Here is a 13,670-nt window from a genome sequence, read left to right as displayed (position 1 = left end):
ACCGACCATGCTGCAAGGCCAAGGCGACTGGTACGAACTCTTTTCACGCGGCGCGCGCGACTGGCTGCGGCACAACGACAAGGTGCGCGAGGCGGTGCGCGGCCACTTGCCGGAGATTGTCTCCTCGTCGGACCTGATGAGCGGTACGGGCGCGCGCAGCGTGCAGGTACCGCTGCGTCTGCTTGAGCACGCACATTTCCGCCTGTCCGAGGGCAACAGCCGCACCGCCGCCGGCCAGGGGCCGGGCCAGCCGGGCGACCTGCTGCTGCCGCCGGAAGACGAATTCGGCGAAGGCGGCGCCGGCAATGCCGAAGGCGCGGTGACGCTGATGATGGAGTTCGCCGTCGACGATATCCTGGACTGGCTGTGGGAGGAATTCCAGCTGCCGCAGCTGCAGCCGCGCAGCACGGCGGCGCTGGACCAGCCCGAGGTGCGGCACCGCGGCTGGGACAAGCGCGGCGCCCGCTCGCGGCTGGACCGGCGGCGCACCGTCAAGGAGGCGATCAAGCGCCGCGCCGTGCAGCAGGCGCCGGCGCCGTTCACCAACGACGACCTGCGCTTCCGCCAGCTGGTGGAATTGCCGCGACCGTCGAGCAACGCGGTGGTGTTCTTCATGCTCGACGTGTCGACCAGCATGACGCAGGCCGAACGGCGGCTGGCCAAGACTTTTTTCTTCCTCGCGCTGCAGGGCTTGCGGCGCCGCTACCGCCACGTGGAACTGCGTTTCCTGGCGCACGCGGCGCGCGCGTGGGAATTCAACGAGCGCGATTTCTTCGAGGTCAGCGGCATGGGCGGGACGATGGCGTCGACCGGCTTCCGTCTGGCGCAGTCGCTGCTGCAGGCGCACTATGACACGGCCAGCTACAACAGCTATCTGTTCTACGCGTCCGACGGCGACAATTTTTCCGAGGACCGCGTGGCGGCCAGCCAGCTGCTCGGCCAGCTGGCGAAATGCATGAACTACATGGGCTATGTCGAAACCCTGCCCGGCATGCCGCGCATGCTGGAAACCGAGATGGGACGGATGTGGAAGGAGCGCGAGCGCCAGGGCTTGCCGCTGTCCAGCGTGGTGCTGACCGGCGGCGAGGACGTGATCGCCGCGCTGCGGCAGTTCCTGACGCGGCAGGCCGGCGCCGAGGCTCAGGCATGAGCACGCTGCAAGACTACGCGCCGCAGATCGAACAGCTGGCCGGCGAGCTGGGCCTGGAATATTACCCGGTCGATTTCGAGCTGGTGCCGCAGAATTTCATGCTGGAGATCGCCGTCTACGGCGTGCCGGTGCGCATGCACCACTGGTCGTTCGGCCTGCGCTACATCCACCAGCTGCTGCACCAGAACATGGGCCATTCGCGCATCTTCGAGGTGATGTTCCCCGGCGACCCGTGCCGCGCCTACCTGATGAACAACAACAGCCTGGCGGAAAATACACTGGTCACCGCCCACGTCATCGGCCACGCCGACTTCGTGCGCAGGAACGCGCTGTTCGAGCGCTTCATGAAGATGGCGGGCGGACACATCCTGGAGCAAAGCGCGGCGCGCGCGCACCGGCTGGAAGAGGCGCTGGCGCGGCACGGCCAGCGCAAGGTCGAGGCCGTGCTGGACGCGGCGCTGGCGCTGGAGCCGCACATCGATATCAACCAGGAACTGTACCGCGCGCCCTACCCCGATGCGGACGCGGCGGCGCCGGCGCCGCCGGAGCCCGGCGCGTTCCAGCGCCGCTATCAGTCGCTGCCCGGCGAATCGCCGCCGCCGCCGAGAACGGGCGGCCGCCCCACCCTGCCGCCGCATGCCGAGCATGACCTGCTGTGGTTCATCGCCCGCTACGCGCCGGAGATGCAGGACTGGGAGCGCGACATCTTCCTGGCCGTGCGCGAGGAATCGTTTTACTTCTACCCGGTGCACGCTTGCCAGATCATGAACGAAGGCTGGGCCTCGTACTGGCACGCGCGCCTGCTGCGCGAGGCGGAGTTCCTGCCGCACGCGTTGTACCTGCAGGCGCTGGCGGCCCATTCGGACGTGGTGCGGCCGTATGCCGGCGAGCAGCAGCTGGCGTTGGCGGTCAATCCCTATCACCTGGGCTTTTGCATGTGGGACCGCATCGTCGAAAAGCGGGGACTGGAGGAGGCGCGCCGCATCTGCGCCGAGGAGGACGACTTCGGCTTCATCCGCAACTACCTGGACGCCGAGCTGGCCGGGCAGCTGGACCTGTTCACCTACCAGGTGCGCAAGGATGGCGAAACCCGCGTGCTAAGCCGCGACCTGCATGACGTCAAGGAAGCGATCCTGGCGCCGAAGTACAACTACGGCGCGCCGCGCATCGCCGCCGAGCGGGTGCAGGACGACGGCAGCCTGATCCTGCGCCACGACCATGCCAGCGACGGCCGCGGCCTGGACCTGGCGCAGGCCGAGCAGGTGCTGGACTACGTGGCGCGGATCTGGCGCAGGCCGGTCAGCCTGCACACGGTGGATTTTCGCGGCGTGGGACGGGTGCTGACGATCACCCATCCAGCTGCTCAACATACCAGCGCAAAGCCTGCTTGAGGCCCCGGCGCAGGTCGTGGGTGGGCGCGTAGCCCAGCAGGTCGCGGGCCTTCGAGATGTCGGCCTGCGAATGGCGCACGTCGCCGGCGCGGAACTCGCCGTACTGCGGCTGGTAGTCGCGCAGATGCGGATACTCGTCGACCAGCAAGCCCTGCAGCATCAGATACAGATCGTTCAGGCTGGTGCGCGCGTTCAGCGCGACGTTGTAGACCTGGTTGACGGCGGCCGGGTGCTCGGCCAGCGCCGCCAGCAGATTGGCCTGCACCGCGTTGGCGACGTAGCAAAAGTCCCGGCTGCTCTCGCCGTCGCCGTTGATCACCAGCGGACGCCGCTCTATCATCGCCGCGATCCATTGCGGGATCACGGCGGCATAGGCGCCGGCCGGATCCTGGCGCGGACCGAACACATTGAAGTAGCGCAGGCCTATCGTCTCGGTGCCGTAGCAGCGCGCGTAGACGCCGGCGTACAGCTCGTTGACGTATTTGGTCAGCGCATACGGCGACAGCGCGTTGCCGACGTGCTGCTCCTGCTTGGGCAGCGCCGGATGGTCGCCGTAGGCCGCGCTGGAGGCGGCGTACACCAGGCGCCGCACGCCGGCCAGCCGCGCCGCGTCCAGCACATTGAGGTAGCCGCCGATGTTGATGTCGTTGCTCAGCAGAGGATCGTCGATCGAGCGCGCGACCGAGCCCAACGCGGCCTGGTGCAGCACGAAGTGGGCGCCGTCGCAGGCCTGGCGGCAGGCCGCCGGGTCGCGGATGTCGCCTTCGATCATCTCGAAGCGGCGCCAGGCGACGACGCCGACGGCGTCCCTGACCTGGTCCAGGTTGTGGCGGTAGCCGGTCAGGAAATTGTCCACCCCGACCACGCGCTGCCCCAGTTCCAGCAAGGCTTGCAGCAGGTTCGAGCCGATGAAGCCGGCCACGCCGGTGATCACCCAGCGGTACTGCTCCTGTTCCAGATGTTCGCGCGCGGTCTGGTAGCTGCTGGCGGCCGGCGTGCCGTTTTCATAGTCGGACATCACAGCCTCCATACGCTGAGGCCGCTTTCGCGCAGCGCCCGCTCGTCGAATTGCGATTTGAGATCGATGAAGCAGCCGGCCGCCACGATCTTGTCCTGCATCTGCTGCAGCGGCCGTTCGGCCAGTTCGCGGTGCGCCACGGCGCTGATCATCGCTTCGGCGCACGGCAGCTCGTCCCAGCTTTCCAGCTTGACGCCGTATTCGTGCATGGCCTCGTCGGCGTCGGCCACCGGATCGTGCACATGCACCTGCAGCCCGTAGGATTCCAGCTCGCGTATCATGTCGGCCACCTTGGAGTTGCGCAGGTCCGGGCAGTTTTCCTTGAACGTCAGGCCCAGCACGTTGACGCGGCAACCCTTGAGCTTGAAGCCCGCCCGCACCATCTGCTTGACGGTTTTCTCCGCCACGAACTTGGCCATGTCGTCGTTGATGCGGCGCCCCGCCAGGATCACGTGCGGATGGTAGCCCAGCATCTCGGCCTTGTGCGTCAAATAATATGGATCGACGCCGATGCAGTGGCCGCCGACCAGGCCGGGGCGGAACGGCAGGAAGTTCCACTTGGTGCCGGCCGCCTGCAGCACTTCCAGCGTGTCGATGTCGAGCCGGTCGAAGATGATGGCCAGCTCGTTCATCAGCGCGATGTTCAGGTCGCGCTGGGTGTTTTCAATGACCTTGGCCGCCTCCGCCACCTTGATGCTCGAGGCGCGGTGCACGCCGGCGTCGACCACCTGCTCGTACAGCAGCGCCACCCGCTCCAGCGTCTCGGCATCGTCGCCGGAAACGATTTTGCGGATCGACGCCAGCGTGTGTTCCTTGTCGCCGGGATTGATGCGCTCGGGCGAGAAACCGACGTGGAAATCGCGCAGCCATTGCAGGCCGGAACATTGCTCCAGCACGGGGATGCAGATTTCCTCGGTCGCGCCCGGATACACGGTGGATTCGTAGATGACCACGGCGCCTGCTTTCATATGCCGTCCCACCGACTGGCTGGCGCTGACCAGCGCCGAAAAATCCGGATTGTGCGCGCTGTCGACCGGTGTCGGCACGGCGACGATGATGTAGTCGGCCTCGCTGAGCGCGGCCGGGTCGCAGCCCATTTCCAGCCAGCGCGACGCGGCGAACTGCGCGGCGTCCACCTCGCCGCTAGGATCGATACCACGCCGGTAGTTGGCTACTTTGCGCGCCGACAAGTCCACGCCGATGGTGCGGCGCCGGGTTCCAAACGACACCGCCAGCGACAAGCCGACGTACCCCAATCCAACCACGGCAACCACTTCCATTTGACACCTCGCATGTGAGCATTAAATTAAGTCTTTGCCGATTCTACGGAGCGCACGGGAGGCGGCTGTTGAGATGGCACAAACGCGTACCGATTGCGCGGCAAGGCGATGCCGTTTGCGGCGTATCAACGAGGTGGAGCGTCAGAGTTCCTACTCTATGCATTCCACAGGCCAGGGAGAGCTTCATGTCGCGTGTCTTGTTCGTAGCAGTGCGGTCGGCGCGGTAGCCGCCTTATGCCCTTGCGTCTGCAACTGACCAGGACGATGTCGCTGGTGTTCTTCGCCGGCTTCGTGTTGGCGGCGGGCGTGTACCCGTTGCGGGACAGCTGGCTGCCGGCGATATTGCTGGCTTATGGCGCGCTGCTGTGCTGGCGTCCCGCGCTGTGGATGCTGGCCTTGCCGGCATTGTTGCCGGCGGTCGACCTGGCGCCGCATACCGGCTGGTTCTTTCTCGAGGAAATCGATCTGCTGCTGTTGCTGACGGCGGGCTTCTGCTATTGGCACCTGGCGCCGGCGCGCCTGCCGCGCTTTCCACCGCTGTTCACCGTCAGCCTGGCGCTGCTGGTGGCGGCCTGCGGCATCGGCTTGTGGCGCGGGCTGCAACCGCTGCCGGCCATCGACGCCAACGCCTTCAACAACTATCTCAGTCCCTACAATGCGCTACGCGTCGGCAAGGCCTGGCTGTGGGCACTGATATTGCTGCCGCCGTTGAAGCGCGCCGCCGGCCCCGGCCTGGAAGGATTGCAGCGGCTGCTGGTGCCCGGCATGCTGGCCGGCTTGCTGCTGGTCAGCTGCGCCGCGATCCATGAGCGCATGCTGTTCCCCGGCCTGCTCAATTTCGCCAGCGACTACCGCATCACCGCGCCCTTCTCCGCCATGCACACGGGCGGCGCCGCGCTGGACGGCTATCTGGCGCTCAGCTTTCCCCTGCTGGCCGCCTGGCTGCTGGGCCGGCAGTCGCCCGCGCGCCAGATGGCGGCGATGGTCCTGCTGCCGCTGGCTTTGTACGCGGGTCTGGCCACGTTTTCGCGCGGCCTGTACCTGGCCTACGCGTTGGCCTTCGCGATCCTGCTGGGCGTGCCGTTGAGCGCCAGGCTGCGCGAGGTCGGCGCGGTGCGTTTCGCCCGCCGCTACTGGCGGACCGCGCTGGCGCTGCTGCTCGTCGTGCTGCTGCTTGGATGGATGCTGGACCTGGTGTTCCGCAGCAGCGGCTACCGCGGTTTCGGCGCCGCGCTGGCGCTGCTGGCCGCCACGCTGCTGCTGTCGGCACAGGCGTTGCGGCCGGCGGTGCTGATCTGCGGCCTGGTCTGCGGACTGGCGCTGGCCGGTTTGCTGGCCTGGCTGCTGCCCGCTTTCGACCCGCCGCTGGCGTTGCTGAAGCCGCCCTATCTGCTGTTCATCTGCTCGGCGCTGGCGTTTGCCGCCGCCCTGCTGCGCGCGCGCGTCATGCTGCCGCTGGCGGCGATCGCCTTTGCCGGCCTGCTGTTCAACGCCGCCTGGATCGCCTACCACCACGCCGGCGAACCGACGCTGATGCCGAGCGCGGGCTTGCTGCTGATGGCGGTGTCGCCGGTGGCCTTGAATCTGGCCCGGCGCAAGCCCTTGTGGCGTCCGACCCGACGCCTGCTGTCCCACGCGCTGGCCGGCGCGCTGGTGCTGGCGGCGGTGGTGCCGATCGTCAACGGCTACTATGTCGGCGAGCGCTTCGCCACCACCAGCGGCGACCTGGCCACCCGCGTGCGGCACTGGAACAACGTGCTGGCCGTCATGGACGACGACCCGGCCACCGTCCTGCTGGGCGCCGGCCTGGGGAAATTTCCGTCGCTGTATTTCTGGCGCAATCCGGTGCACGAAGTGCCGCCCGCCTACCGCTACCTGGATCAGGCCGGCAATCGCTACCTGCGCCTGGCCACCGCCGACTATCCGGCCGGCTACGGCGAGATGCTGCGCATGCTGCAGATCGTCAAGGTCCAGCCCGCCACACCCTACCTGCTGGCCGTGGACGTGCGCAACGGCGGGCCGCCCGCCTTCCTGCACGTCAATCTGTGCGAACGCCAATTACTGTATCCGCAGGGCTGCGTCGCCATGCCCCTGCGCCAGATCGGCGGCGCGCCGGCCTGGCAGCGCCTGCAATTGACCATCGCGCCAAGCGAGCTCGGCCGCGATGGCGCGCCGGTGCAGCTGGAGATTTCCACCGAAGGCGAGCACGCGGCGCTGGATATCGACAACGTCAGCTTGCGCAGCGCGGTGGACCATCGTGAGCTGGTCCGCAACGGCGACTTTTCCGAAGCGAACACCTGGTGGTTCTTCAGCAGCGACCACCACCACCTGCCCTGGCACGTCAAGAACCTGGGCCTGAACCTGTATTTCGAAATGGGCTGGCCAGGGCTGCTGGCCTACGCCGGCATGCTGGGCAGCGCCTGCGCCGCGCTGCTGCGCCGTAGCCGGTCGACCGGCCACGGCGTGCCGCCGGCGGTCTGGCTGGCTTCGCTGCTGGCGTTCCAGGCGGTCGGCCTGTTCGACAGCCTGTTCGACGTGCCGCGCATCACGCTGCTGTTCATGCTGGTGCTGTTTGCCGCCGCCCTGAGTCCCGCCACGCCGCCACGGAGTGTACGATCATGAAACTTTTACCCTTGCTGCCGCTGTTGTGGTTGGGATTGTGCGCGCCGCCTGCCGCCCATGCAGACGAGCTCAGCCATACCATCGAAGTCGTCAAGCCCTCGGTGGTCGGCATCGGCAGCTTCGTCAAGACCCGCAGCCCGGCGCTGTCGTTTGTCGGTTCCGGTTTCGTCATCGGCGACGGGTTGACCATCATCACCGCCGCCCACGTGGTCAACGACCTGTTGCAAACCGGCCAGGGCGATACGTTGGGCATCCTGCTGCGCCAGGGCGACGGCGCGCAGTTCCGCTCCGCCACCGTCAGCATGATCGACAGGGAACACGATCTCGCGCGCCTGCAGGTGCGCGGCACGCCCATCCCCGCGCTGCAGCTGGGCGATTCGACCAAGGTACAGGAAGGAAAATCGCTGGCCTTCATGGGCTTCCCGCTGGGCATGGTGCTCGGCCTGCGCCACGTCACCCATCGGGCGACGGTGTCGGCCATTACGCCGGTGGTCATGCCCGCGCTCAGCTCGCGCCAGCTGGACGTCAAACAGCTGAGCCAGCTGGCCAAGCCGACCTACGCCGTCTTCCAGCTCGACGGCACGGCTTATCCCGGCAGCAGCGGCAGCCCGTTGTTCGACCCGGACAACGGCAAGGTGATCGGCATCGTCAACATGGTGTTCGTCAAGGGTGTCAAGGAGACGGCGATCACCGCGCCCAGCGGCATCACCTATGCGATTCCCGCGCAGTTCATCGGCGAGATGGGCCGGTAAGCCATGTCAAGTCTTGCCCGCCAGCAGACGGCCGGTAATACCCGGCTCGTCCCACGTCGGGAAGAAATATGGATAGAACGAACGCTCGGTGCTGTCCTGCTCCATCAGCCCGCCGAACTTGCGGATCTGCTCGCCCATGTAATCCAGTTCCAGGCGCAGCAGCACAGCCGGCGCGCCGACCCGCGTGCAAGGCCGTTCGCCGCCAAAATCGCGGAAGCCCAGCATGCGCTTGTAGAACATCACGTGACGGGGATTTACCTCGATCACGTAATCGGTATAACCATGGATGTTGTGGGCGTAGATGTAGGAAATGTGTATCAGCGCGGCAAACACCCGCTTGGATACGCCCTTGTCGATGGCCAGCCGCGAAGGCTCGCACAGGCGCCGGTTCTGGCTTCGCAGTTCGTCGAGCTTGTCGCGGAAATTTTCGTCGGCCGGCAGGCCGACTTCTTCGTTGTCCAGACACAACGACATGGTGCCCACGGTCTGTCCACCGGTTTCGGCAAACAGCGTGATCTTGTTCAGGGCATGGACGGCATTCGGATCGACCGAATAGCCGCGCCAGCCGTACATTTTCTTCAGTAGCAGGCTGGCGGCTTCGCGCCGTCCCTGCGAGTTGGCCATACGAATATGAAAAATTTGCTGATCTATGGTGTGGTCCAATTCCACCTCTTTCTTGCCCTCGCCGACCACTAGGTCGCGCAGGCCTGGACTCGCTTCGAATGAAACTATGGCGTCGTCATGTTGCACAATTGGCATCCTGTCAGGTCTGTCGGCCAGCTGTCGGCAAAGGACAAACTGGGCTCATGCTCTTCAGACCTGCTGCTGAGACAGAAAGTTCCCCGAAAATTGAAATATTTTTTTGCCGGTCAGAACCAGCTCTCCGGGATCACCAGCACGTCGCCGGGCAACACATTGACGTTGGCGGAAATATCGCCGTCGCGCAGCAAGTCCTGCAGGCGCACCGGCACCTTTTGCTGGGCCCCGTTCACCGTACGGATGAGGCTGGCTTTGTTGCCGGCGGCGAAGTCGGTGATGCCGCCGACGGCGATCAGCACGTCCATCAGCGACATCCCCTGGCGGTAGGCCAGCGCCTGCGGCTTGGCGGCCTGGCCGATGACGCGGATCTGCTGGTTGTACGGACCGACGAAGCTGGTGACGATGACGGTGGCCATCGGCTGCTGGATGTATTTTTCCAGCGCCTTCTCGATGTCGCGCGCCAGCTCGGTCGAGGTCTTGCCGGCAGCCTGCAGGTCTTCCACCAGCGGCGTGGTGATCTTGCCGTCCGGCCGCACCGGCACGCTGACCGAGACCTCGGGATTGCGCCAGACATTGATGTTGACGACGTCGCCGGCGCCGATCAGGTAGTCCCGCTGCACGGGCGGCGGCTCGTCTTGCGGCGGTAGCGGTTGGTGCGCGCAGCCGCACAACAGCAGCAGCGTCAGCAGGGAGGAAGTGAATGGGCGGCTAAATGAATACATGGGGGATCTCGCTGGAATAGGCAGGATTCCATGATTCAGAAAACCCGCCCACCTCTGCTTGATCTGGCTCAAGCACTGCACAGTTAATAAAAAATCCAATTTTGTCGGTCATATAATTTGACTTCCGCAGCCTTACAACTGGAGCAATCGGACTATGGAACAGATGATTAACCAGCTGTTAATCAGCTTGCAGGGGATATGGAAATATCGCTGGCAGGCGATCGCCGTCATGTGGCTGGTGGCGATATTGGGCTTTGCCAAAGTGGCGATGCTGCCCGACGATTATCAAACCTCGGCGCGGGTATTTGTCGACACCCAGAGCATATTAAAACCGCTGCTGTCGGGGATGACCAGTGTGCCCAACGTCGAACAGCAGGTGTCGATCATGAGCCGCACGCTGCTGAGCCGGCCGAATGTCGAACGGGTCATGCGCATGGTGGACCTGGATATTAACGCCAAAACCCCGCGCGATCACGAACAGCAACTGGACGAATTAATGAGCAAGATAAAAATCGGCGGCACCGGTAATTACGACATTTATACCATCACATATAACAACCGTAATCCCAGGCTGGTGCGCGACGTCGTGCAGTCGCTGCTGACGATATTCGTCGAAGGCAGTTTCAAGGGAAAAAACGGCGAGCAGAAAAAAGCCGTCCAATTTATCGACGACCAGATCAAGGCCTACGAGGATAAATTGATCACCGCCGAAAACCTGGTCAAGGAATTCAAGCTTAAAAATAATGGCGTGCTGCCGCGCCAGGGTGTCGACTACAGCAACCAGCTGATGCAGTCGTCGGATACGCTCAACACCGCGCGGCTGGAGCTGGTGGAAGCCGAGCAGGCGCGCAACGCCATCCGCAGCCAGATCAGCGGCGACGAGCCGGTGCTGGGCGCCGACCTGAACCCGGCCAGCATCGACAATCCCGAGATCGACGGCCGCATTTCCGCGCTGAACAAGAACCTCGACGCGCTGCGCATGCAATATACCGAGCTGCATCCGGACATCGTCGCCGCCAAGCGCCTGATCGCCCAGCTGGAGGCGCGCAAGGTCGAGGAAAGCAAGCTCAAGCCGTCCGGCGACCCCGGCAAGAACTACAGCCCGATGCTGCAGCAGCTGAAGGTGGCGCAGACCGAGGCCGACGCCAAGGTGGCGGCGATCAGCGCCCGCGTGCAGGAATACGCGGCGCGCCACCAACGCCTGCTGGCCCAGGCCAACGCGGTGCCGGAGATCGAATCGGAGCTGTCGCAGCTGAACCGCGACTACCTGATCAACAAGGACAACTACGAAAAGCTGATCGGCCGGCGCGAGGCCGCCAAGCTGTCGGGCGATCTCAGCTCGACCACCGACATGATGAGCTTCAAGATCATCGACCCGCCGACCGTGCCGCTGACGCCGATCGGACCCAACCGGCCTCTGCTGTACAGCCTGGTGCTGGGCGGCGCGCTGCTGACCGGCGTGGCCACGGCCCTGCTGATCAGCCAGGTCCGGCCGACTTTCCTCAGCCCCAGCGAGTTGCGCGAGCGCACCGCCCTGCCGGTGCTGGGCACGGTCTCTATGAACTGGACCGAGGCCGAGAAAATCAAGCGCAAGCGCGGCCAGTACCTGTTCGGCGGTGCCCTGTCCTGCCTGTTCGTGGCCTACGGCGGCGTGCTGGCGATGACCTTGCTGCGATACTAGGAGAAACGGATGGATCAAGCCAACGATCAGTTAGTGCTGCGCAACGGCGCGGCGCGCTATGTCGATATCAACCTGGAGCGGCTCAACAAGCTGGGCATGGTGACGCACGATGGCGGCCGCACGGCGGTGGCCGAGGACTTCCGCATCATCAAGCGGCCTCTACTGCGCAACGCGCGCGGCGACCACGATGTCGCGCCGCTGCGGCACGGCAACCTGATCGTCGTCACCAGCGCGCTGCCCGGCGAAGGCAAGACGTATTGCGCGGTCAACCTGGCGATGAGCATCGCGATGGAAATGGACATCACCGTGCTGCTGGTCGACGCCGACGTGGCCCGGCCGTCGGTGCTCAAGGTGCTGGGCCTGCCCGCCGAGCCGGGCCTGATGGACATCCTGCTGCGCGAGCAGACCGAGCTGTCGGACGTGATCTTGAAGACCAACGTGGCCACGCTGAGCATCCTGCCGGCCGGCCGCGCCAACAAGCACGCCACCGAGTTGCTGGCCAGTCGCAGCATGAGCCGGCTGCTGACCGAGATCGCCGAGCGCTACGCCGACCGCATCGTCATCTTCGATTCGCCGCCGCTGTTGATGACCACCGAGGCCAGCGTGCTGGCCGCGCAGATGGGCCAGATCGTCATGGTGGTCGAGTCCGAGACCACCACCCAGCACGCGGTCAAGGAAGCGTTGCGGCAGATCGAGCAATGTCCGAACGTCAGCCTGATCTACAACAAGAGCAAGTCGTTCCCGGGCGGCGAATACTATGGTTATTATGATTAACCTGGCTCCGCGCGGCGCTCCTTACCAGCTGAGCATATTAGTACTGTTGAGTTTGCCAGCAGCGGCGATTCCGTCCGAGTGGACCGTCATTCCATCGCTGCGCCTGCGTGAAACCTACAGCGACAATATGAACCTGGCGCCGGCGGGCCAGGCGCGCAGCGAATTCAGCACGGAAATCACGCCCGGCATCGCGATCAGCACCAACGGCCCGCGCCTGAACCTGGCGCTTGACTACTCGCTGCGCCAGGCGTTCTACACGCGCGAGGCCGACCGCCGCACCCAGCAGCTCGATGCCAGCGGCCACGCCCAGGTGCTGCAGGACTGGCTGTATCTCGACGCCCGCGCCAGTATCAGCCAGCAGAACATCTCGGCCTTCGGCCCGCAGCAGATCGATACGCTGCAGGTGACCGGCAACAGCAACACGGTGCGCGCCACCAATATCAGCCCTTATCTGCAGCACTATTTTCACGGCCTGGCCACCGCGCGCCTGCGCTACGACTATGATCGCGTGACCAGCGGCAGGCTGCTCAGCGTGCGCAGCGACCGCACCAACCTGCAGCTGACCGGCGACAACGGCGGCCAGGGCTGGAACTGGTCGCTGTCGGCCGACCGCCAGAACATCGACGACGCGGCGCTGCCCAAGGTCACCATGAGCGACACCACGCTGACGCTGAGCTATCCGTTCAACAGCCGGCTGTCCGGCTTCGTCACCGGCGGCTACGAAAAAAACGATTACCATACCAACGGCACCCAACCGGAGGGACGCCACTGGTCGGTCGGCGCCAACTGGACGCCGTCGCCGCGCACCAAGATCGCCGCCAGCGTCGGCCGCCGCTTCTTCGGCAACACCTACAGCCTGGATGCCGACTACCGCATGCGCAGCATGTACTGGACCGTCAGCTACAACGAAGACATCACCACCACCCACGGCGAGTTCCTCAGCATCCCGCCAACCGGGCTCAGCGATTTCCTGTACCAGTTGTGGGCCACCCGCATCCCGGATCCACAGACGCGCCTGCAGACCATCAAATTGTTCCTGCTGGTCTCGCAGATGCTGGGACCGAACGGCAACGTCAATTTCTTCAGCCACCGCTACTATCTGCAGAAGGACTTGAAGCTGGGCACCGTCTACAGCACGCCGCGCAGCGCGCTGGCGCTGACGCTGTCGAACACCCGCCGCACCGCCCAGACCAGCAGCGCCATCGACAGCCCGCTGCTGGGCCCGGACGAACTGGCCTTGGAAGACCACACCCGCCAGAGCGCCGCCCAGGCCGGCTGGAACTGGCGCATGTCGCCGCGCAGCAACGTCACCGTGGGCGCCAGCCTGAGCCGCGTGGAATCGCTGAGCACCGGCCGCTCCGACCGCAACGCCGCCGTGACCGTGGCGCTGACCCAGCAACTGGCGTCCAAGGTCAGCGCCAGCGTCGACCTGCGCCATATCCGCCATACCAGCAACACCGGCGGCAACTACCGTGAAAACGGCATCGGCGCCTCCGTCTCGATGGCGTTTTAAATGGAGTC

11 protein-coding genes are annotated in these 13,670 nt (G+C 65.1%); 7 read left to right on the top strand and 4 right to left on the bottom strand.

Annotated features, from left to right (window positions below; all coding sequences use genetic code 11):
* The first annotated feature begins 7 nt into the window (after positions 1 to 7).
* Positions 8 to 1,150: a DUF444 family protein gene (locus ACCD07_RS19460; RefSeq protein WP_176650862.1), complete on the top strand. Its 1,143-nt coding sequence runs from the start codon at positions 8 to 10 to the stop codon at positions 1,148 to 1,150.
* Positions 1,147 to 2,541 carry a SpoVR family protein gene (locus ACCD07_RS19455; RefSeq protein ID WP_353398835.1) on the top strand — a complete coding sequence of 465 codons (1,395 nt, stop codon included), beginning with the start codon at positions 1,147 to 1,149 and terminating at the stop codon, positions 2,539 to 2,541. Before ACCD07_RS19460 ends, ACCD07_RS19455 begins: the two co-directional genes overlap by 4 nt.
* Here the strand turns inward: ACCD07_RS19455 and ACCD07_RS19450 are convergent.
* Together ACCD07_RS19450 and ACCD07_RS19445 are read right to left on the bottom strand one after the other, a co-directional pair.
* Positions 2,498 to 3,559, bottom strand: coding sequence for an SDR family oxidoreductase (locus ACCD07_RS19450; RefSeq protein WP_176650860.1), 1,062 nt, complete (start codon positions 3,557 to 3,559; stop codon positions 2,498 to 2,500). The genes ACCD07_RS19455 and ACCD07_RS19450 overlap by 44 nt on opposite strands.
* On the bottom strand, positions 3,559 to 4,839 hold the full coding sequence (locus ACCD07_RS19445; RefSeq protein ID WP_176650859.1) for a nucleotide sugar dehydrogenase: 1,281 nt from the start codon (positions 4,837 to 4,839) through the stop codon (positions 3,559 to 3,561). The genes ACCD07_RS19450 and ACCD07_RS19445 overlap by 1 nt, the downstream gene beginning before the upstream one ends.
* A gap of 234 nt (positions 4,840 to 5,073) precedes the next feature.
* On the opposite strand from ACCD07_RS19445, the gene ACCD07_RS19440 reads away from it, so the two are divergent.
* Together ACCD07_RS19440 and ACCD07_RS19435 are read left to right on the top strand one after the other, a co-directional pair.
* Positions 5,074 to 7,461 (top strand): hypothetical protein, encoded by a 2,388-nt coding sequence (locus ACCD07_RS19440; RefSeq protein ID WP_413448288.1) that lies wholly within the window; start codon positions 5,074 to 5,076, stop codon positions 7,459 to 7,461.
* Positions 7,458 to 8,213, top strand: a complete 756-nt coding sequence (locus ACCD07_RS19435; RefSeq protein WP_413448287.1) for a S1 family peptidase — start codon at positions 7,458 to 7,460, stop codon at positions 8,211 to 8,213. Before ACCD07_RS19440 ends, ACCD07_RS19435 begins: the two co-directional genes overlap by 4 nt.
* Positions 8,214 to 8,219: 6 nt before the next feature.
* Here ACCD07_RS19435 and ACCD07_RS19430 read toward each other — a convergent pair whose 3' ends face one another.
* Both ACCD07_RS19430 and ACCD07_RS19425 read right to left on the bottom strand, forming a co-directional pair.
* Positions 8,220 to 8,972 carry an N-acyl amino acid synthase FeeM domain-containing protein gene (locus tag ACCD07_RS19430; protein WP_176650856.1) on the bottom strand — a complete coding sequence of 251 codons (753 nt, stop codon included), beginning with the start codon at positions 8,970 to 8,972 and terminating at the stop codon, positions 8,220 to 8,222.
* A 110-nt stretch (positions 8,973 to 9,082) separates the two neighbouring features.
* Positions 9,083 to 9,694 (bottom strand): XrtA/PEP-CTERM system exopolysaccharide export protein, encoded by a 612-nt coding sequence (locus tag ACCD07_RS19425; protein ID WP_176650855.1) that lies wholly within the window; start codon positions 9,692 to 9,694, stop codon positions 9,083 to 9,085.
* Positions 9,695 to 9,848: 154 nt separating this feature from the next.
* Between ACCD07_RS19425 and ACCD07_RS19420 the strand changes: the two genes are divergently transcribed.
* The 3 genes from ACCD07_RS19420 to ACCD07_RS19410 are packed head-to-tail and all read left to right on the top strand — an operon-like array spanning position 9,849 to position 13,662.
* Positions 9,849 to 11,375, top strand: a complete 1,527-nt coding sequence (locus ACCD07_RS19420) for an XrtA system polysaccharide chain length determinant (protein ID WP_176650854.1) — start codon at positions 9,849 to 9,851, stop codon at positions 11,373 to 11,375.
* A 9-nt stretch (positions 11,376 to 11,384) separates the two neighbouring features.
* The gene (locus ACCD07_RS19415) at positions 11,385 to 12,149 is read left to right on the top strand and encodes an XrtA-associated tyrosine autokinase (RefSeq protein WP_176650853.1); all 765 of its coding nucleotides are present in this window, start codon (positions 11,385 to 11,387) and stop codon (positions 12,147 to 12,149) included.
* Positions 12,133 to 13,662 carry a TIGR03016 family PEP-CTERM system-associated outer membrane protein gene (locus ACCD07_RS19410; RefSeq protein WP_413448286.1) on the top strand — a complete coding sequence of 510 codons (1,530 nt, stop codon included), beginning with the start codon at positions 12,133 to 12,135 and terminating at the stop codon, positions 13,660 to 13,662. The genes ACCD07_RS19415 and ACCD07_RS19410 overlap by 17 nt, the downstream gene beginning before the upstream one ends.
* The last annotated feature ends 8 nt before the right edge of the window (positions 13,663 to 13,670 follow it).

It is taken from the genome of Duganella sp. Dugasp56 (genome assembly GCF_047304105.1).
Taxonomy (GTDB): Bacteria; Pseudomonadota; Gammaproteobacteria; order Burkholderiales; family Burkholderiaceae_D; genus Rugamonas; species Rugamonas hordei.
The sequence above is the reverse complement of the archived record's forward strand: the minus strand, read 5'-3'. Positions and strand labels throughout refer to the sequence as shown.

What these genes read in the sequence shown, in the direction of transcription:
- ACCD07_RS19460 (WP_176650862.1), top strand. Translation starts at nt 8, where the DNA reads ATGCTGCAAGGCCAAGGCGACTGGTACGAACTCTTTTCACGCGGCGCG.
- ACCD07_RS19455 (WP_353398835.1), top strand. Translation starts at nt 1,147, where the DNA reads ATGAGCACGCTGCAAGACTACGCGCCGCAGATCGAACAGCTGGCCGGC.
- ACCD07_RS19450 (WP_176650860.1), bottom strand. Translation starts at nt 3,559, where the DNA reads ATGTCCGACTATGAAAACGGCACGCCGGCCGCCAGCAGCTACCAGACC.
- ACCD07_RS19445 (WP_176650859.1), bottom strand. Translation starts at nt 4,839, where the DNA reads ATGGAAGTGGTTGCCGTGGTTGGATTGGGGTACGTCGGCTTGTCGCTG.
- ACCD07_RS19440 (WP_413448288.1), top strand. Translation starts at nt 5,074, where the DNA reads ATGCCCTTGCGTCTGCAACTGACCAGGACGATGTCGCTGGTGTTCTTC.
- ACCD07_RS19435 (WP_413448287.1), top strand. Translation starts at nt 7,458, where the DNA reads ATGAAACTTTTACCCTTGCTGCCGCTGTTGTGGTTGGGATTGTGCGCG.
- ACCD07_RS19430 (WP_176650856.1), bottom strand. Translation starts at nt 8,972, where the DNA reads ATGCCAATTGTGCAACATGACGACGCCATAGTTTCATTCGAAGCGAGT.
- ACCD07_RS19425 (WP_176650855.1), bottom strand. Translation starts at nt 9,694, where the DNA reads ATGTATTCATTTAGCCGCCCATTCACTTCCTCCCTGCTGACGCTGCTG.
- ACCD07_RS19420 (WP_176650854.1), top strand. Translation starts at nt 9,849, where the DNA reads ATGGAACAGATGATTAACCAGCTGTTAATCAGCTTGCAGGGGATATGG.
- ACCD07_RS19415 (WP_176650853.1), top strand. Translation starts at nt 11,385, where the DNA reads ATGGATCAAGCCAACGATCAGTTAGTGCTGCGCAACGGCGCGGCGCGC.
- ACCD07_RS19410 (WP_413448286.1), top strand. Translation starts at nt 12,133, where the DNA reads ATGGTTATTATGATTAACCTGGCTCCGCGCGGCGCTCCTTACCAGCTG.